Raw genomic sequence first — 17,604 nt, 5'->3', positions numbered from 1 at the left:
GGGCACTAGCCCGCGGTCAGGGACATGCTCTCGACGGCCGCCAGGAAACTGGCGAGGCTCGCTGACCGTATCGGAACATAGCGCTTGCCGCTTTCACGGCAGAGACGCTTGACGATGCCTGCCGCCGAATGGCTGATGCAATCGACGGGAAAGACGACTGAAACCGCCTGTCCGACCAGCGCCGGCAACAGCGACAGATTGTCCTCCATGCCGCCATCGTGGAACAGGACCTGCACCCCACGACGCTCGCCGATTGCCCCTATCCGGTCGAAGGAGCCCGGTCGTCCGCCGACATAGAGGACCGCGACATCCACGTTCGGCGCAACGACGGAACCCTGGACACCCGCAGGCTCGACAAGGTCGGCGACGAGATCGAGCTCGTGCTGCAGCACCCGGTTCTGCTCGGCAAATTGCGATGCCCTTCTTTCGGCTTCGGCCAATCTGGCTTCCATGGCGGAAAGGCGTGCCGCGAGCTCCTCGGCCCTCTCCTGAGCGGCATCCATCTTGGCCAGGAGATTCAGGCTCTTTTTCGAGCCGTCGGAGGCCTGTGGGGCGTCGATCAGGAGCGCGCGCGCCTGAAGAAGGCTCGTCTCCAACCGCCCGACACGGTTCTGCAGCCCGGCACGATCCTCCGACATGACGCGGATCCGCTCTTCCTGCCGTGCAATCTTCTCGTCTTTCGCCTCGACTTCGAGCTGGAGCTTTCGAAGCCGGGCAATATCCAATCTGCTCGAGCTGCCCACCAGATGCGAGAGCATGTGCACCTCGCCGAAGACTTCCTGGATGAGCGCACGATCGCTGACGGGATGGCTCATAACGGCCCAATAAGCGCCTGCAATATCCCCGTCGTCGACCGCTTCATTCCATTGCCGCTTGATCTGATCGGCGGTCGACAGCCTCGAAAAGCGCTTGATGATCCGCTCGTGACGCTTGTCGAGGGACTTGTTCAGCAGTTTTCCGGCGATGTCGCGCTGCCCGGCCGCCCGGACTCCCCGGCTGTGGAGCGCGTGATCGGACGCGCTCTTTGCATCGATGTCGCCGATCTTCGCCAGTACCTGACGCAGCTCGCCCGTCGTCAGGCATGTGCCGACGATCGAACAATGAAACATCGATGGAAGCTCCCATGTCCTCAGGCGCGGCGACTTGGCCGGCGGATCCGCATCCACGGCCTTCACGATGGTTCCCGACGGATTGAGATCGGCAATCGTCAATCCAGGTACGCGCTTGTGATTGAGAAGAATGGTCATGGTCCAAGATAGCGTTATATTCGGCTGAATATTACGCTACCGCCGATCCATCGATGGCGCAAGCATTCGGTCGTCATCGATGTCGGATGCGGGTCAGCCTTGCTCCCGCGACAGCGGGAGGGGACAACGGGAGAATGCATGAAGTCTTGCAGCTTCGCTCTTCGCGGCGATTGAACGCCGATGGAAGAGCGCGTATTTCTCCAGAGCAATTCCAAGGCGCGAACCTGCGGTCGAGCGCACGGAGCAATTTTGGCGCATCGGTCACCGTCGAGGCGACGCCGCCGTTCCCGTCATCTCATACCGGTATCGCCACCGAATGCTGCGATGTGGGATGCTGCATGATGTGCATCTCGAGGCCGTATATGGCGCGCAGCGCTTCGGGGGTAAGGATATCGTCCGGCGGTCCGTCGGCGATGATCCTGCCCGAGTGCAAGGCAATGATGTGATCGCAGAAGCGCGCAGCCATGTTGACATCGTGCAGCACGACGACGACGCCAAGCCCCTTGGCATGGCTGAGGCTCTGCACCAGCGACAGCACTTCGATCTGGTGGGCCACGTCGAGGGCGGAGATGGGTTCGTCGAGCAGGAGGCATTCGGCATCCTGGGCAACCAGCATGGCAAGCCAGACACGCTGGCGTTCGCCGCCTGAAAGCGTGTCTACGAGGCGGTCGGCCATGCCGACCACATCGGTGAGCTGCATGGCTTCCTCGACCTTGTCGCGATCCGTCTGACCGAAACGTCCAAGGGCGCCATGCCAGGGATAGCGGCCGAGCGCCACGAGTTCGCGCACCAGCATACCGGCAGCAGCCGGCGTCGCCTGGGGCAGATAGGCGACCTTGCGGGCGAAGGCCCTGTCGCCCCAATCTGCCAGCGGCTTGCCTTCAAAGCGGATGGTGCCGCCTGCCGGAGGCTGCTGACGCGCGAGCAGTTTCAGCAGCGTCGATTTTCCGGAGCCGTTGTGACCGATAAGGCCGACCGTGCGTCGCGGTGCGAGTGTCAGCGTCAGGGGCTGCAAAAGCGTGCGCCCGGATATGGCAAAAGAGACCGCGTCAAGCTGGAAAAGCGCCTCGCTGCTCATTGCCGGACCATCGACTGGAGGCACAAGGCGTGCTTCGGAGGCAGTCGTCACCATTCTTCATATCCTTCGTTATTTCGTAGCGTTCCACCCGCGGAGGGGTGATCAATGACCGCATGTCCGTCCTAGCAAGAGATCGGCCTCGATTGCTACAATTATTCTTGAGTTTATCACCCTTGTTTTCGCATCAGCCAGAGAAAATAAGGGCCGCCGATCAGAGTGGTGACGATTCCGACGGGCAGCTGGTTCGGAAACAGCGATACGCGCCCGATGAAGTCGGCAAGCGTCGTGAGGGCCGCGCCGGCAATGGCCGCTGCGATCATATGCGACAGTGCCCGCTGGAAGCCGAGCGTTCTTGCAATATGTGGCGCCATGAGGCCGACGAAACTCAAAGGGCCGATCAGCAGGGTTGCCACGGCTGCCGAGACAGCCGACAAAAGCAGAAGTACGGCCCGGCTGACCGATATGTTGAGGCCGAGGCCTCTCGACGAGGAGGCGCCGAGCGGCAACAGATCGAGCCAGCGGCTGAAGAACGGTACGATCGCAAGAAACACGACCGCCATGGCGACAGCGATCATCGCCTGCAGCGGGGTCGTGCTGTAGGTCGAGCCGGCCATCCACTGCATGACGCCGAAGACTTTCGGCAAGCCCGTACCGAGGAGGACCGCGATCAGCGCGGCAAAGGCGGTATTGATCGCAATGCCGAAGAGAAGCACATGGTCCGGATTGTAACGGCTTCGGCGTCCCGTCAGCAGAACGGCGGCCAGGCTGACGACAGCGCCAGCAGCGGCGGCGCCCAGCTGCGTCAATGGCGTGAAGGCAGGCGCCAGCAGAACGAGTAAAAGGATGCCAAGCGCAGCACCCGTGCTGACACCGATGATTTCGGGGCTTGCCATCGGATTGCCGGTCATGCGCTGGATGACCGTGCCCGAGAGCGCAAAGAGGACACCGGCAGCGGCGGCGGCAGCCAGGCGAGGCAGCCGCCAGATCAGCAATGATTGCATCTGCGCGGGGGATGCGAAGCTCCATCCGTCAAGCGACGGGCCGAGCGAAAGCGAAATCCAGACCAATGCCAGCAGCACAATCGCGGTGATCGCGAGATAAAGCATGGGACGGCGGCTGCGTCGCTCCGCAGTCGGCAATACCGGTGCTTCCACGACCGGCAACCGCCCCAGAAAGATGGCGATGAGCGGGGCGCCGAGAAGCCCGGTCGCGGCGCCTGCAGGGATCTCCCGCATGAAGCGCGCGGCCTGCTGCAATGCCTCGTCGGCGGCAAGCAGCAGGATTGCTCCGATGGCGATGCCGGCAATCATGCGCTGCGGCAGCCTGCGGGCGCCGCTCGCACGGGCGATGAACGGCGCGGCAAATCCGACAAAGCCGATGACGCCCACGGCGCTGACGGTGAAAGCAGCCAGCATGACGGCAAGCAGGACGGACAGGAGGCGAACGGAAGCGAGCGACAGGCCGAGCGATCTGGCTCCCTCATCGCTCAACGACAGAACGCCCAGCGGCCGCGCAAGCAGTGCTGCGCCTAGACAACCCAATCCTGCATAGGGCGCGAGGCGCGAGACCGCCGACCAGTCGTTCTGGGTCAGCGAACCGCTGGTCCAGACGAAGAGCCCGTTCATTCCCAGGCTGTAGGAGAGGCTGATCGCGGCCGCAATCGCGCCGCAGACGAGGGTGACGACGAGCCCGGCCAGAATGAGGGATATCGGCGAAAGGCGATGCGGCCAGGCGATCAGGAAGACGAGCCCGAAAGCCGTCAAGCCGCCGGCAAGGGCGATCAGTTCCCGCGCCGACACGGCGAGCGCGGGAGCCCAGAGACCCGCTGCCGCCAAGGCAAGATAGGCACCGGCCGAAACGCCGAGGGTCGAAGGATCGGCCAGCGGCGTGCGCAATACCTGCTGGAAAATCGTGCCCGACAATCCAAGCGCACCGCCGGCAACGAGCGCGATGACGAACCGTGGCAGCACGCTGTCGTGGACGAGAACCTGCGCATAGGAATTGAGATCGGGGGCGACGAGCACCTGCCACCAATCATGAACGGGCAGCAATTCGGAAAGCCGCGTCGCCGCCGAAAGGAGAGCGGCTGCAAGCAGGAGCGCGATGATCGCCGCGGGCCCCGGACGAAGCCTGTCTTGTGTCGCGATCATGGCGTGCCGCCGTCATTGCCGCTCAGGGCGGCGGTCAGCAGGCGCGCAAAGCGGGCGGCCGATGGCAGGCCGCCGGAACCCAGCACGGCCGGCAGCACATGCAGTCTTCCGTCGCGAACGAAGGGAAAGGTCCGCCAAAGGCGGGTTTCGGCCAGGCGGGCTGCCATGCCGGGCGCGGCGGGACTGTCGAGCAGGATCATCGTGGCGTCGCCATAGGCTCCAAGCTTTTCCAGACCGACAACATTGAATTCTCCCTGAATCGTCGTTTCGGCATTTGTCAGACCGCATCGCCGCAGCACGCCGCCATAAAGGCTGTTCGGACCGAAGAGGCTGACATGCCGGTTGTCCAGCGGGCTTGCCAAGAGCAGCGGCCGGCTTGCCAGGCTAGCAAGCCGCTCGGCCGTTGCCGTTAGTTCGCCGCGCGTCGATGCGACAAGGCTCTCGCCGGCTGCGCGCACGCCGATCCTTTCGGCCAGCCCAAGCGTCCCCTTCTCGGCAACGTCCAAAACGTCCGCTTCCGGCTGGAACAGCAGGTCGCCATAGACGGGCGCAATGCGCTGGAGCATCGGCGCGGCCTGTTGCAGGAGAGGCGTCGTGACGATCAGTTGCGGGGAAAGGGCCTGAAGCAGTTCGAAATTCGGCGTGAACAGCAGACCGACGTCGACCACCGAACCGGGCAGGACCGGATCGACGACATAGCGAGCATACCAGGCGGGAGCCGGCACGCCGACCGGCACCACGCCGAGGCTGACGAGCGTTGCGGCAATTCCCCAGTCCAATGCCGCGATCCGGAGAACCGCGCCGGCGGGCGCCTCGGGAGCGCCGGCGGCTTTCGCGGAGATACCGCCGCCGATCCAGGAGGTTGCAAGGCCCGCCAGCAACGCCCGACGACCGATGCCGGCTGCCGGGCCGTTTCGGTATTTCGTCACCATTTGTACCCAAGCGTCGCGAAAACCGTGCGGCGCATGCCGTAGACGCAACCGGCCGCCGTGCAATCGCTGATGAAGTGCTTGTCGAACAGGTTGGAGACGTTCAAGGCAAAGGTGGCTCCGCGCATCTCATTGGAAATCTTTCCGAGATCGTAGTTCAAGGCCGCATCGAATACCACATGATCGGGAATCTTCGCCGTATTGGCATTGGTCACATAGCGACTGCCGATATAGCGGACGCCAAGGCCGAGACCAAGGCCGTCGGCCACGCCATCCTGGAACTTGTAGTCCGCCCATAGCGATGCGGTATTGGCCGGCAGGTTCGCAACGCGGTTGCCCGCCGTTCCGTCACTCGCCTTCAGGATCTCGTTGTCGAGATAGGCGTAGGAGGCCGTGACGTTGAACTCATCCGTGATGCTTGCAAGAGCGGAAATCTGGCCACCCCTGCTTCTGATCTCGCCGACCTGCGTCTGGACGACGGGTGTCGTCAATGTACTGGTCAGGTAATTCTGCTGTCTCAGGTCGTAGAGCGACGCGGTGATGAAGCTGTCATAGCCCGTCGGCTGATATTTGAAACCGACTTCGTACTGCTTGCCCGTTGTGGGATTGAAGGGGTCGCCGGAGGAACTGACGCCGACCGTCGGACTGAAGGAGGTGGCATAGCTTACGTAAGGCGCAAATCCGTTATCGAACAGATAGGTAAGCCCGGCGCGCCAGGTGAAGGCATGGTCGTTCTGGTTGGTGTCGACGCCGGTCAGGTAGTTGTTGCTGTCGGTTGCAGCCCAGTCCTGGCGAGCCGAAAGCAGCAGCGCCCATTGGTCGAATTTGAGCTGGTCTTGCGCATAGAGGCCGAACTGGCTCTGCCTCTGCTTCGCACTTTGGAAAACAGGCGGCGTCGCGACGGCCTGAATATAGTCGGGATCATCGAGGTCGAGCGACGGACCGGTGCCGTAGCGGGTGAAGTTGTTCCAGTTCTTGTATTGATAGTCCAGGCCAAACAACGCCTTGTGCGAAACCGCCCCGGTATCGAAATCCGCTTCGGCCTGGTTGTCGATTGCGAGCGTGTTGAGCTGCTCCTGCGCCGTGTAGGCTGACCGGCGCAGCGTGTGACCGTCGGCGGCAAGCGAGGCGGCCTGCAGTTCCGCATAGTCGACGCTCATATGCTGGAAGCGCAGATTCTGCCGGACTGTCCAGACATCGTCGAAGCGATGCTCGAACTCGTAGCCGATGCTCTGCTGCTGACGGCGCATATGGTCGAAATCCTTGTCGCCGGTAAACTGATCCGTCGGGAAATAGGTGCCGCGGCTGGTCGGAACGAGCGTTCCGGTTGTCGGCAAACGGCTCCAGAAGCCACCTTTCGGATCGTTCAGATAGTCGCCCAGGATCGTGAGTTTGGTGTCTTCGTCCGGCTTGATCGTGACGGCCGGAGCGATTTCGACCCGTTCCTCCCGCTGGTTTTCGACCTGCGTTCCGGTCGTGCGCCCCAGTCCCGTCAGGCGATACAGCAGCGTACCGTCATCGTTGACCGGTCCGCTGAAATCAAAGGCAGCCTGGGCGCGATTGTAGCTGCCGCTTTGCAGCTGGATTTCGTGCAGCGGCTCGTCAGTCGGCTTCTTGCCCACCAGGTTGACGATGCCGCCGGGTGAGCCCTGTCCGTAAAGGACGGAGGAAGGCCCCTGCAGAACCTCGATGCTGTCGAGGAAGAACGGATCGACCTTCGGCGTGCTCCAGGTTCCCTGCTGCAGCTTGAGACCATTGTAGTACTGATCGACCTGGAAACCGCGAACGATAAGATTGTCCAGCCGATTATCAGGGCTGTCCGGCGTGGTGACGCCGCTCGAATAGGCGACGGCCTGGCGGACGGTCTGCGGCTTTTGGACATCGAGCTGAGCGGCCGTGACGACTTGTACGGACTGCGGCGTTTCCAGAAGCGGTATGTCCGTTTTCGAGGCGACGCTGCCGTCCGTCGAGATGAACCCGCTCTGCTTGCCCGCCTGCACGACGATAGGCGCAAGGGCGGTCGCTCCATCGGCAGCTGCCGAGCGAGCCGAATTGGAAATCGTCACCGTCGTCGGGTTGGTGAAACGGTAGATGAGGCCGGATCCCGCGAGGATCCTCTCCAACGCCTCTGCCCTGGTGAGCGGCCCGCTGGCGCCCTTCGAGCTTATTCCCCGCGCCAGATCGGCATTGAAGAACAGCTGAACGCCGGTCACTTTCGAGAACTGGACAAGAGCCTGGGACAAGGGCTGCGGCGCGATGTCATACGAAACCCGGCCGGTCTTTTCAGCGGCTTGCGCAAACACCGGCGCGGGTGAAGAGGCGATGATACCGAGCGCCGTCGTGACCAGGAGGGCGATTGCCAGGGAGCGGCTTTGCATCGGATTGCCGCCTGCGTCGCCATGTCGTGATTCCTGATTGCGGTTTTCGCGGTCCTGCATTGCCCCACCTGCATCCTATTCCCCGCCCATTGCGGGATTCCTGTTCGAGAAGGCATCGGACTGATGCCCTCGAAACGTTAGACACCCGATCGAGCGAGGCTAATGAATGAGTGGAGAAAAAAATTCATGTTTTCTGGTTTCAGCTGACCCGGTAGACGAGCGTGACGTAGTTGGCGGCGTTCAGAAGGCGAATACCGAGCGTGTCGGCGATCGTCTGCAGGGCATTCTCCGCATGTTTCGTTTCGAAGATCGCCGTGACGGGTATGTCGCCGATACCATCGCTCATCAGGATGATGCGCCCGCGCCGATAGCGCTCCAGCTCCGCCAGCACGCGTCGCAGCGGCACATCCTGAAAGACGATGCGGTCGCTGCGCCAGGCTTCCACCGCGTCGAGGCTTGCTTCGGTCGGCTGGCCGAGCCCGGCAAGTCCGTAGCTCACCTGCCAGCCTTGCTCCAGCCTCAAGGTGGAGAGACTTTCGGTCTCCACCTGCACGGCGTGTTCGCTGACGGCGACGGTGACGACATCCTCGACGAACTTCAGATCGAATTTCGTTCCCAGTGCCCGCGTCGTCCCGCCGCCCGCATGTACCAGGAAAGCGCGTCTCGGATCGGACGAAACATCGAAGAAGCCCTCGCCGCGATAAAACTCGATACGGCGTTCGGTCCCGGAAAAGAAGGTGGAAAGCGCCGAATAGCTGCCGAGCTCGACGGAGCTGCCATCTTGCAGCCGAACCGTCCGGCGTTCACCGATATCGGTCGTATATTCGGCAAAGAGACCCGGTCGGCTGAATGTATAAAGGCCAGCCGATCCGCCGAGGAGCGCGATTCCACCCAGCATGAGGTTGCGGCGCGACAGCGGCGATCGGCCACGGCGCAACCGATCGAATTCCGGCTGCATGATATCGAAGCGAGCCCAGAGGGCCTGCGCATGCTTCCAGGCGGCAAGATGGGCATCGTCGGCTGCAAGCCAGGTCTCGAAGGCCTGGCGATCGGCAGCCGTTACCGTCTCGTCGCGCATTCGCACGAACCATTCCAGGGCTTCCATGACGATCGGATCGGTCGCGTCTTCGCTCATGTCGCTCACAGTCCGGGCGTCTTCCCTCCCCGGCATACCAACAGCCTTAACCTTCATGACACCGCCGCAGGGCTATCTAATGAAGAGAACGCCGGATTATTTGCTGCCGATTTTTCGATCGAGATCGGCAAGAGCGATAACGATGTGGGAGATTACGGTGTTTCGCGAAACACCGAGACGTGCCGCGATCTCGTCATAGCTCAGACCCTCGAACTTATTGAGCACAAAGACCTCGCGCCGCTTCGGCGGGAGCGAGGCGACGGCCTGGAGAACGCGTCGCAGCTCGCAACGATAGACCACCGTCATTTCGGGAGACGGCTGCAGGTCGGGTATCGCATGCAGCTCGGCGTCGGAAACGCCGATTTCGGCGTGCCGTTTAAGGTCGCGCAAATGATTGAGCGCGAGATTGCGGGCCGTCGTTCTCAGGTAGGCCGGGCAATTGTCGATATTGCCGCCGTCTGCCGCCGCCAGCAACTTGACGAAGGCTTGGTGGACAAGGTCGTCCGTGGTCGTCTTGTTGCCGACGAGGCGCCGGATGAGCCGGCGAAGGCGTCCTTGCTCGGACGTATACAAACCCGCAATGTCAAATGTATTGGCGTTCATCGACTTCATCCGGACATGAAACTGGGCAGGACCCGGTCTTCGGCAGTAGGTGATCGACTGACGCCTCGCAATCGCAATATTTTAGATCTCGTCTAAAATAGGGGCATCAGGGGTAGGTCTTGCGCGTCGCCTGAGAGCATAAGTGCCTGCATTCATTCAGCTTTGCACAAGCCGCATCCGTTATTTATCTTGACTTTAGATATCATGTTTGATCGCACCTGTTGCCATTGAGCAACGTCTACGTCGGAAGACGAACTCAGCTCGCCACGCCTGTAGCCGGCTGAGTATTGGTGGCGGCTCCCGGTTTGCCAGCGGCAATTTCTTCATTGCACATATCTGCCGAAGGCCATGGCAACGAGCGCGAGAGCGTCACGATCCCCGCGCCCAAATCATGCAAACAATGCTAGATCCTCTGATAGTCGATGTTACGGGCAAGCCAGCAACCAAGTCTCAGGCCCGACACGCTCCCTGCGTGGTCCCGCCGAATCTGCACCGTCCAGTCTCCGGGCGGGGCGGCGTCCATGGAGCGCCTCGTCGTGATGACCCAGAGATCCTTCGCCAATGGATACATGCGCTCCACAGGCCCGCGCCCCAGCATGCCCTCGAAGCCGACATAGGCCGCGCCATCCCGAGCTTCGATTTCCAACCGCGCGCCAATCTCCTCCGACACATAGGATCCGGCGATCTCGGCACCACCAGCCCATTCCATCGGCACGACGGGCCTTGCAGCGACAGACAGGTTCTCGCCCGGACGCTCCATGAGCAACCGTCCATCTTCGCGCCGAAGCGTTACGTCCCGCGCACGAGCGGTCCCCTCGGACAGGAGCGTACAGAGGCTGGAGGCGGTGGCATAGTACAGCCGCACACCCTCCTTCTGCTCTTCTGTGCGCAGATAAAGCCCCTGAGCTTCATCCAGCCAGAGGCCCGTCCAACCTTCGGCGGGAACCGTGTCCTCGCCAATGCGGCAACCGAGAGCAGCCTCCATCAACGACCATGCCGCCCGCATGGCGCTGGCCTCGTGATTGAAGATCACCACGATCGACAGCCGTTCCGAGGCAATGTGCATTCGGTAGGAACAGAAGCCGCGCAGGCCGCCGCCATGGGCGGTGACATCATAACCGCCGATCCGCTCGCGGCGTATTCCGTAGCCATAGGAGGCCGGCTTGCCGTCGGCAAAACTTACCGGCACGCTGATGCGATTATAAAGGCTGGCCGGATCGTCGCGCGTGGTATCGATATGCCGTTCCCATGCCAGCATGTCGTCAAGCGAGGCAGAGATGCCGGCATCGCCGAACCAGAAGATGCCGCTCCTGGCAGGCACAAAGCCCACCGTGTCATTGCCCTCATATCCGATGACGCCGTCCAGCGTCCGGCGCGTATCCGCCGCAAGAACCGCCCCGGTCATCGCCGCAGGACGGAAGATGCGTTCGCGAAGCAATTCGCCGAAATCGCGTCCGCTGGCGCGGCGGATCAGCTCGGCCAGCAGGCGGAAGTTGCCGTTGCTGTAGGAGTAGTGCGCGCCCGGCGGAAAATGTCCGTATCTCGCCTGGGAGAGCAGTCGCAGGCCCTCCGCTTCGGTGAAAAGACCTTCGGGCACCGCGCCGTGCAGCACGGTCAGCGCCCAGTAGTCGCGCAGGCCGGACTGGTTGTGGCACAGGTCGGCCACGCGCGGCAGCGAGCCCCGGAAGTTCGGCAGCAGATCCTGCAGGAGCGGATCAAGTGCCGCCGGATCTCCGAACATGTCGAGCAGCAACGCACAGGTCATATGCTTGGAGATCGAGCAGATCGGCAGGCGGCTTGCCGTGGTCATCGGCAAACGCCGCTCCATGTCGGCAAAACCCCAGGCGCGGCGGGCGATCACCTCGCCATCCTTCACCACACCCACCACCCCGGCCGGCCCCCGATAGCGGTCCGGCAGCAGGTTCAGCGCCTTTTCCAGCACCGCGGGATCAATTCGGCTCATGGTTCAGCCTTGAAAGCAGAGCCGGGCGCCAGGCCTGGCCATCGCCAGAAACTCCTGCAGGTCCGCCAGCGTCAGGGCAGCGCAACCGGCGGTCGGACCATAGCCATCGCTGGCGATATGCAGAAAGATGGCGCTCCCCGCACCCGGCACCACCGGATCGTCGTTCTGACCAAGCACCACGACGATGTCGTAAAGATCGTCCTTTCGCCACAGCTCCTCGTGGCTGGCGGCAAAGGGCAAGCGCACCGGGCGGTTATAGTCGGGATGATCGGCCGCATCGCACCAGCCGTCCTGCGGATCGATCGCCGTGGTCTCGAATACCGAAACCGGGGCCGCCTTCAGCTTGTCGGCGCGGTAGAACACCCGGCGGATCGGCCAGCAGCCGATGGGGCTGACGCCATCGCCCTCGACCTTCTCGGCGCGGATGCCGCTGCGGCCCACCGCCGCACGCCAGACTTTGTCGCCATAGCTCGCCTGCCAGCCATCGCCATCGCGTTTCACGATCAGATCCAAGTCCATCTCCTTCAGGTCTCCAGCGGAAAATGACAGGCAACCAGCCGGTCGCCTCGCTGTTGTGGGGCTGGGTCTTCGACCCGACAGATATCCTTGGCAAACGGGCAGCGCGTATGAAACCGGCAACCCGAAGGCAGATTCATCGGGCTTGGAATCTCGCCCTTCAACACCGGCCTTTCGCGGCCGCGCTGGCGGGGGTCGGCCACCGGCACCGCTGAAATCAGAAACATCGTATAGGGATGCAGCGGCTTGGCGAAGATTTCCTCCGTCCGTCCGACCTCCACCAGACGACCAAGGAACATCACGCCCACGCGGTCGGCAAATTGGCGCACGACGCTCAGATCGTGCGTGATGAAGAAATAGGTCAGACCCAGTTCTTCCTGCAGATCGGAGAGCAGGTTCAGCACCTGCGCCTGGATCGAGACGTCGAGCGCCGAAACGGATTCATCGCACACCACGAAATCCGGCTCGTTGGCAAGGGCGCGGGCGATGCCGATGCGCTGCCGCTGCCCGCCCGAGAACTGATGCGGATAGTTGCGGAGATATTGTCGCCGCAGCCCCACCATGTCGAGAAGCTCGGCGCAACGCTCGCGGATCGCCTCTGCGGATCCGTAGCCATGGGTGCGCAGCGGCTCGCTCAGGATTTCCTCGATGCGCATGCGCGGATTGAGCGATGCATAGGGATCCTGAAACACGATCTGCAGCTTCCTGCGCAGGCTGCGCATTCCGCCCTCGTCCAGCGCGGTCAATTCCTGCCCGCGATAGCGGATCGTGCCGGACGTCGCCTCCAGCAAGCGCAGCATCACCCGGCCGAGCGTGCTCTTGCCGCAGCCCGATTCGCCCACGAGAGCGAAGGTCTCCCGCTCGTAGATGTCGAGGGACACGCCATCGACGGCGCGCACGGTGCGGGCGCCGCGGCCGAAAAGGCCGCCGCCCACCGGGTAGTGCTTGTTCAGGTCACGGGTCGAAAGTACGATATCGTTCATGGCGCCGCTCCTTGCCCGCTCGTTTCCTGCGGCGCGTGCAGCCAGCAGCCCGCGACGTGACCCTGCCCCAGACCGACGAGCTCCGGCACACGCTGCTGACAGATCGGCATGGCATCGCCGCAGCGTGGACCGAAACGACAGCCCGGCGGCAGTTTGGCCAGATTGGGCACCATGCCCGGAATGCTGGGCATCCGTCTGGAAACCCGTGCCGCGCCCGCCTTGGGAATGGAGGCAAGAAGCCCGCGCGTATAGGGATGGGAGGGGCGCTCGAAGAGGTCGAACACGTTGGCCTGTTCGACGATCTGACCGGCATACATGACATTCACCTCATCGCACATTTCGGCGATGATGCCGAGATCATGGGTAATCATGATGATCGCCGTGCCGACCCGGTCGCGCAGATCCAGCATCAGCCTCAGGATCTGCGATTGGGTCGTCACGTCGAGGGCCGTCGTCGGCTCGTCGGCGATCAGCAGCTTCGGCTCGCAGATCAGCCCCATGGCGATCATGGCGCGCTGGCGCAGCCCTCCCGAAAGCTCGTGAGGATAGGCGTCCAGCCGCGCCTTCGGTTCGGGAATGCCGACGAGTTCGAACATCTCCAACACCCGGTCGCGGATCTGCCTGCGTTTGAGCCCATGATGGATCGCCAGCGGCTCGCCCACCTGATCCCAGATCTTGCGCACCGGATTGAGCGAGGTCATCGGCTCCTGAAACACCATCGAAATCTCGCTGCCCCGGATGCGGCGCATCCCGTCCGGCGTAAGCGTCGCGAGATCGGTGCCGTCGAGCATGATGCTTTTTGCGCTGACATGGCCCTGCGGCTTGGGTACAAGCCCCATGAGGGAGAGTGCGGTCATGCTCTTGCCGGACCCGGATTCGCCCACCAGCCCGACGATGCGCCCTCGCCCCACATCGAAGGAAATATCGTCCAGCACGCGGACATTGCCACGGTCGCCGCGGAATTCCGTGCGCAACTCGCGCACGCTGAGCACGGTATCGGATGCGGATGCCATCGGTTCAGTCCTTCATGGAGGGATCGAGCGCGTCGCGCAGCCCGTCGCCGATAAAGTTGAAGGCAAGGACCGTAAGCAGGATCGCCACCCCGGGCGAAATCGCCACAAGCGGCGCCTGAAACAGGTATTCCTTACCCTTGGCAACCAACAGACCCCAGCTTGCTTCCGGCGGCTGCACGCCGACGCCAAGGAAGCTGAGGCTCGATTCCCACATGATCGCTTCCGGGATCGACAGCGAAAACAGCACGATCAGGGTCGGGATCACGTTGGGAAAGATATGCCGCAGCATGATGGTGGCCCGGCCGGTGCCGCCCGCCCGCGCAGCCTCGATGAATTCCTTCTGCTTCAACGCCAGCGTCTGCGCGCGGACGACGCGTGCCACCCCTGCCCATCCCACCAGCGCCAGGGCGAGGAAGATGTTGAGGAGATTGGCCCCCATTGTATACATCACCACCATGGCCAGAAGCAGCGAGGGAAAGGCGATCATCATATCGGCCAGGCGCATGACGACGAAATCCGTGCGGTTGCCGAAATAGCCGCTGAGGATACCCAGCACCGTGCCGATCATCAGCGAGATCAGGCTCGGCACGATGCCGACCACGAGCGAAACGCGCGCGCCGTAGAGAATGCGTGTCAGCACGTCCCGGCCGAAATTGTCGGTTCCGAGCCAGTAGGTCGTGGACGCGGGCAGCAGTTGTTCGTTCAGCGCCACCCGATAGGGATCGTGGGGGCTGACCCAGGGGGCGAAAATCGCCAGCAACACCAGCAGCATGACGAAAGCCAGTCCCGCCATGGCCATGCGGTTCTTGCGGAAGGCGCGCAGGCTGTCGCCCAGGAAGCTCGCTTCCTCGATGGCTTCGGGGACATTTTCCCCCGTGACGGCTTCGGCAGACAGGCTCATCAGGCGTCCTTCTTCATCTGGGAGCGAATGCGGGGATCCAGGACGGAATAGAGGATATCGGCGATCAGGTTTCCGAGGATCACCAGGGCGGTGGCAAAGAGCACCGAGCCCTGCAGCAGCGGCATGTCTCGCGACTGAATGGCATTGACCGATATGCGGCCGACCCCGGGAATGCCGAAGATCGCTTCGGTGATGACTGCGCCTGACAGCAGCGTGGCCACCTGAATCGCCATGATCGTCACCACGGGGATCAGCGCATTCTTCAGCGCGTGACGCGAAATGACGCGAAGCTCGCGCAGACCCTTGGCGCGGGCGGTGCGGATGTAGTCATGGCGCATGACTTCCAGAAGGCTCGAGCGGGTGAGACGGGCGATTACGCCTGCCGAACTCCAGCCGAGCACGATGGCCGGCAGGATCAGATATTTCCAGCCATAGAAGCCCGAAACCGGAAGCCATTTCAGCTTCAAGGCGAAGATATATTGCAGAAGCAGCGCCGACCAGAAGATCGGCATCGACACGCCGAGCAGCGAAAAGCCCATGAAGAAATGATCGAGGAAGCTGTCGCGCCGCACCGCCGACAGAATACCCGCGGGAATGCCGATGATCCACGAGACGACGGCGGCGCAGGCTGCCAGCAGCAGCGTCGCCGGAAATGCGGTGAGGATCAGGGTGGTCACGCTGCGATTGAGCTTGATCGACGTGCCGAGATCGCCGTGCAGCGCATCCCAGAGGAAGCGCAGATAACGGGTGATCAACGGATCGTCGAGATGCATCTGCCCGCGAATACGCTCGATCACCTCGGCGCTGGCATGCTCCTTCATCATCAGTGCCACCGGATCGCCCGGCACCACGTTCAGCATGACGAAAAGGATAGCTGTGATCCCGATCAGCACCGGAATCGAAACGAGAATGCGTCGGATCGCAAACATCAGCATCGGCGAAGTGTTCTTTCAGCGAGCCCGTGCGGGAGGGCAAATGGACGGTTGTGGGGGACACGGGCAATAGGCGCCCCGTGTCCCCACCGCGTAACTCCGAAACCAAAATCAGGTTGGTGGAATTACGCGGCCGGCACGACGTATTACAGCACAGGCTTATTCAACCTCGACCTTGTAATAGCTCATGTCGCTCCAACCGTTCCAAGGAACGACGAAGTTCTTCACCCGCTTCTGCACGACGAAACTGTGATCGAGGCTGAACAGCGGCACCCAGGCCGCGTCCTGGCCGACGATGCGCGCCGTCAGGTCCTGGTAGAGCTTGCAGCGGGCTGCCGGATCCGTCATGCCGCGCGCCTTGTCGACGGCGGTAAATACCTCGGGGTCGTTGTTGTTGTAGGCACGGACCTTGCTGCCGCTCTCCGAGAAGAACGTGTAGAAGAAGTTGTCCGGATCGTTGAAGTCAGCCGACCAGACCTGCGTATAGGCGTCCGAATCCCCCGCCTTGCGAGCGGCCAGATATGCCGCCTCGTCGGTTGTGACGACGTTGGCCTTGAACCCGGCCTCAGCCACCTGCGCCTGAATGATCTGGTTCATGTCCGACCATTTGGACGACCAGCTCGACACCTGCTGCAGGTTGATTTCGACGCCATTCGGATAACCGGCCTCGGCGAGCAATTCCTTCGCCTTGGCGGGATTGTACTCGATGGGGGCCGCCGCCGCGTAACAGGTCAGGCCGCGGGGCATGACGCCATCTTCAAGCTTGCCCCTGCCATAGAAGTTCTTGTCGAGGATGGCCTGCCGGTCGATCGACATCTGGAAAGCGCGACGGACGCGCGGATCGTCGAACGGCTTCTTATTCTGGTTGATATTGTAGTAATAGAGCCCGACGCGCGGACCCGAGCGGATCAGCGACTTCCACTGGTCGCTTCCGTAGAAGTAAGGGGTCTGGGTCGGAGCATAGTCGAGATCGAACACGTCGATTTCATCCGATTCGAACAGCATCCGCAGGGTCTCGGAATCCGAGACGACGCGGATCAGCAACCGGTCGAGCTTCGGACGGCCGCGGAAGTAATTGTCGTTGGCTTCCAGCGTCTGGCTGTCGTTCAGCGTATAGTCGCGCAGAATGAAGGGGCCGGTGCCGTTGGTCGTTTCCGGAGTCAGGCCGAACTTGTCGCCGGCAGCCTCGGTGAAGGCGCGATTGTAGATAGAGGCCTGGGGGCTTGCGAGCAGCGCCAGGAAAGCGGCGTAAGGCTGGCTGAGCTGGATCTGGACGGTGTACTTGTCCACTGCCTTCAGGCCCGAAACGCTGTCGGCCTTGCCGTCGAGCCGATCCTGCGATCCCGCGACGAAGGTGAGGATATCCGTGCCGAGCGCCTTGGTTGCCGGATTGAGCATCCGGTCGAAGGTGTAGACCACGTCGTCGGCCGTCAGCTCGGCGCCGTTGTGAAACTTCACGCCCTGGCGCAGGTGGAAAGTGTAGGTCAGACCGTCGTCGGAAATCTCCCATTTCTCGGCAAGTCCGGGCACCAGGGCGGATTCGCCCGGCTTGGTGGTTTCGGCTTCGATCAGGCGATCGAAGATGTTCAGCGGGAGCGTATAGTCGTCCGACGTCATCTGGGCGTCGGCGGTCTTGGGGTCTTCCGTATAGGAGACGCGCAGCATGTTCTCGGCCAGAACGGGTGAGAACAGGGTAAGGCTGACCAGGCTGGTCGCCAACAACAGTTTCATCTTCTTATTCACGTTACACCTCTTGGCGGTTTTTCGGTTTCCCGG

At 62.3% G+C, this 17,604-nt stretch carries 14 protein-coding genes; all 14 read right to left on the bottom strand.

What is annotated here, in order from left to right; all coding sequences use genetic code 11:
• Positions 1–5: 5 nt before the first annotated feature.
• The 14 genes from GR212_RS21355 to GR212_RS21290 all read right to left on the bottom strand — a co-directional run bounded on the left by GR212_RS21355 (position 6) and on the right by GR212_RS21290 (position 17,559).
• The gene (locus GR212_RS21355) at positions 6–1,247 is read right to left on the bottom strand and encodes a DUF2325 domain-containing protein (RefSeq protein ID WP_163989143.1); all 1,242 of its coding nucleotides are present in this window, start codon (positions 1,245–1,247) and stop codon (positions 6–8) included.
• A 295-nt stretch (positions 1,248–1,542) separates the two neighbouring features.
• Positions 1,543–2,325 (bottom strand): ATP-binding cassette domain-containing protein, encoded by a 783-nt coding sequence (locus tag GR212_RS21350; RefSeq protein WP_163989279.1) that lies wholly within the window; start codon positions 2,323–2,325, stop codon positions 1,543–1,545.
• 167 nt (positions 2,326–2,492) lie between these two features.
• A complete protein-coding gene (gene fhuB / locus GR212_RS21345) occupies positions 2,493–4,475 on the bottom strand; it encodes a Fe(3+)-hydroxamate ABC transporter permease FhuB (RefSeq protein WP_163989141.1) in 1,983 nt (660 codons plus the stop codon).
• Positions 4,472–5,407, bottom strand: a complete 936-nt coding sequence (locus GR212_RS21340) for an ABC transporter substrate-binding protein (RefSeq protein WP_163989139.1) — start codon at positions 5,405–5,407, stop codon at positions 4,472–4,474. Before GR212_RS21340 ends, fhuB begins: the two co-directional genes overlap by 4 nt.
• Entirely contained in the window at positions 5,401–7,842 is a 2,442-nt protein-coding gene (locus tag GR212_RS21335) for a TonB-dependent siderophore receptor (RefSeq protein ID WP_163989137.1), read from the bottom strand. The genes GR212_RS21340 and GR212_RS21335 overlap by 7 nt, the downstream gene beginning before the upstream one ends.
• 139 nt (positions 7,843–7,981) lie before the next feature.
• The gene (locus GR212_RS21330) at positions 7,982–8,917 is read right to left on the bottom strand and encodes a FecR family protein (RefSeq protein WP_163989277.1); all 936 of its coding nucleotides are present in this window, start codon (positions 8,915–8,917) and stop codon (positions 7,982–7,984) included.
• Between the two features lie 96 nt (positions 8,918–9,013).
• The gene (locus GR212_RS21325; RefSeq protein WP_163989135.1) at positions 9,014–9,520 is read right to left on the bottom strand and encodes an RNA polymerase sigma factor; all 507 of its coding nucleotides are present in this window, start codon (positions 9,518–9,520) and stop codon (positions 9,014–9,016) included.
• A 403-nt stretch (positions 9,521–9,923) separates the two neighbouring features.
• Positions 9,924–11,483 carry a D-aminopeptidase gene (locus tag GR212_RS21320; protein ID WP_163989133.1) on the bottom strand — a complete coding sequence of 520 codons (1,560 nt, stop codon included), beginning with the start codon at positions 11,481–11,483 and terminating at the stop codon, positions 9,924–9,926.
• A gap of 3 nt (positions 11,484–11,486) precedes the next feature.
• Positions 11,487–12,002 (bottom strand): L,D-transpeptidase family protein, encoded by a 516-nt coding sequence (locus tag GR212_RS21315; protein ID WP_246725850.1) that lies wholly within the window; start codon positions 12,000–12,002, stop codon positions 11,487–11,489.
• Positions 12,003–12,007: 5 nt separating this feature from the next.
• Positions 12,008–12,982 (bottom strand): ABC transporter ATP-binding protein, encoded by a 975-nt coding sequence (locus GR212_RS21310; protein WP_163989130.1) that lies wholly within the window; start codon positions 12,980–12,982, stop codon positions 12,008–12,010.
• On the bottom strand, positions 12,979–13,995 hold the full coding sequence (locus GR212_RS21305) for an ABC transporter ATP-binding protein (RefSeq protein ID WP_163989129.1): 1,017 nt from the start codon (positions 13,993–13,995) through the stop codon (positions 12,979–12,981). Before GR212_RS21305 ends, GR212_RS21310 begins: the two co-directional genes overlap by 4 nt.
• A gap of 4 nt (positions 13,996–13,999) precedes the next feature.
• Complete coding sequence (locus GR212_RS21300) at positions 14,000–14,896, bottom strand: ABC transporter permease (RefSeq protein ID WP_163989127.1); 897 nt, start codon at positions 14,894–14,896, stop codon at positions 14,000–14,002.
• Positions 14,896–15,831 carry an ABC transporter permease gene (locus tag GR212_RS21295; RefSeq protein ID WP_163989125.1) on the bottom strand — a complete coding sequence of 312 codons (936 nt, stop codon included), beginning with the start codon at positions 15,829–15,831 and terminating at the stop codon, positions 14,896–14,898. Before GR212_RS21295 ends, GR212_RS21300 begins: the two co-directional genes overlap by 1 nt.
• Positions 15,832–15,987: 156 nt before the next feature.
• The gene (locus tag GR212_RS21290) at positions 15,988–17,559 is read right to left on the bottom strand and encodes an ABC transporter substrate-binding protein (protein ID WP_204326692.1); all 1,572 of its coding nucleotides are present in this window, start codon (positions 17,557–17,559) and stop codon (positions 15,988–15,990) included.
• Positions 17,560–17,604: the final 45 nt, after the last annotated feature.

The organism is Martinezella lusitana, from assembly GCF_010668395.1.
Lineage (GTDB): Bacteria > Pseudomonadota > Alphaproteobacteria > Rhizobiales > Rhizobiaceae > Rhizobium > Rhizobium lusitanum_A.
Note: the sequence above shows the minus strand (reverse complement) of the source record. Positions and strands in the feature narration are given on the sequence as shown.

What these genes read in the sequence shown, in the direction of transcription:
- GR212_RS21310 (WP_163989130.1), bottom strand. Translation starts at nt 12,982, where the DNA reads ATGAACGATATCGTACTTTCGACCCGTGACCTGAACAAGCACTACCCG.
- GR212_RS21335 (WP_163989137.1), bottom strand. Translation starts at nt 7,842, where the DNA reads ATGCAGGACCGCGAAAACCGCAATCAGGAATCACGACATGGCGACGCA.
- GR212_RS21340 (WP_163989139.1), bottom strand. Translation starts at nt 5,407, where the DNA reads ATGGTGACGAAATACCGAAACGGCCCGGCAGCCGGCATCGGTCGTCGG.
- GR212_RS21350 (WP_163989279.1), bottom strand. Translation starts at nt 2,325, where the DNA reads ATGAGCAGCGAGGCGCTTTTCCAGCTTGACGCGGTCTCTTTTGCCATA.
- GR212_RS21325 (WP_163989135.1), bottom strand. Translation starts at nt 9,520, where the DNA reads ATGAACGCCAATACATTTGACATTGCGGGTTTGTATACGTCCGAGCAA.
- GR212_RS21315 (WP_246725850.1), bottom strand. Translation starts at nt 12,002, where the DNA reads ATGGACTTGGATCTGATCGTGAAACGCGATGGCGATGGCTGGCAGGCG.
- GR212_RS21290 (WP_204326692.1), bottom strand. Translation starts at nt 17,559, where the DNA reads ATGAAACTGTTGTTGGCGACCAGCCTGGTCAGCCTTACCCTGTTCTCA.
- GR212_RS21330 (WP_163989277.1), bottom strand. Translation starts at nt 8,917, where the DNA reads ATGAGCGAAGACGCGACCGATCCGATCGTCATGGAAGCCCTGGAATGG.
- fhuB (WP_163989141.1), bottom strand. Translation starts at nt 4,475, where the DNA reads ATGATCGCGACACAAGACAGGCTTCGTCCGGGGCCCGCGGCGATCATC.
- GR212_RS21295 (WP_163989125.1), bottom strand. Translation starts at nt 15,831, where the DNA reads ATGCTGATGTTTGCGATCCGACGCATTCTCGTTTCGATTCCGGTGCTG.
- GR212_RS21355 (WP_163989143.1), bottom strand. Translation starts at nt 1,247, where the DNA reads ATGACCATTCTTCTCAATCACAAGCGCGTACCTGGATTGACGATTGCC.
- GR212_RS21305 (WP_163989129.1), bottom strand. Translation starts at nt 13,995, where the DNA reads ATGGCATCCGCATCCGATACCGTGCTCAGCGTGCGCGAGTTGCGCACG.
- GR212_RS21320 (WP_163989133.1), bottom strand. Translation starts at nt 11,483, where the DNA reads ATGAGCCGAATTGATCCCGCGGTGCTGGAAAAGGCGCTGAACCTGCTG.
- GR212_RS21300 (WP_163989127.1), bottom strand. Translation starts at nt 14,896, where the DNA reads ATGAGCCTGTCTGCCGAAGCCGTCACGGGGGAAAATGTCCCCGAAGCC.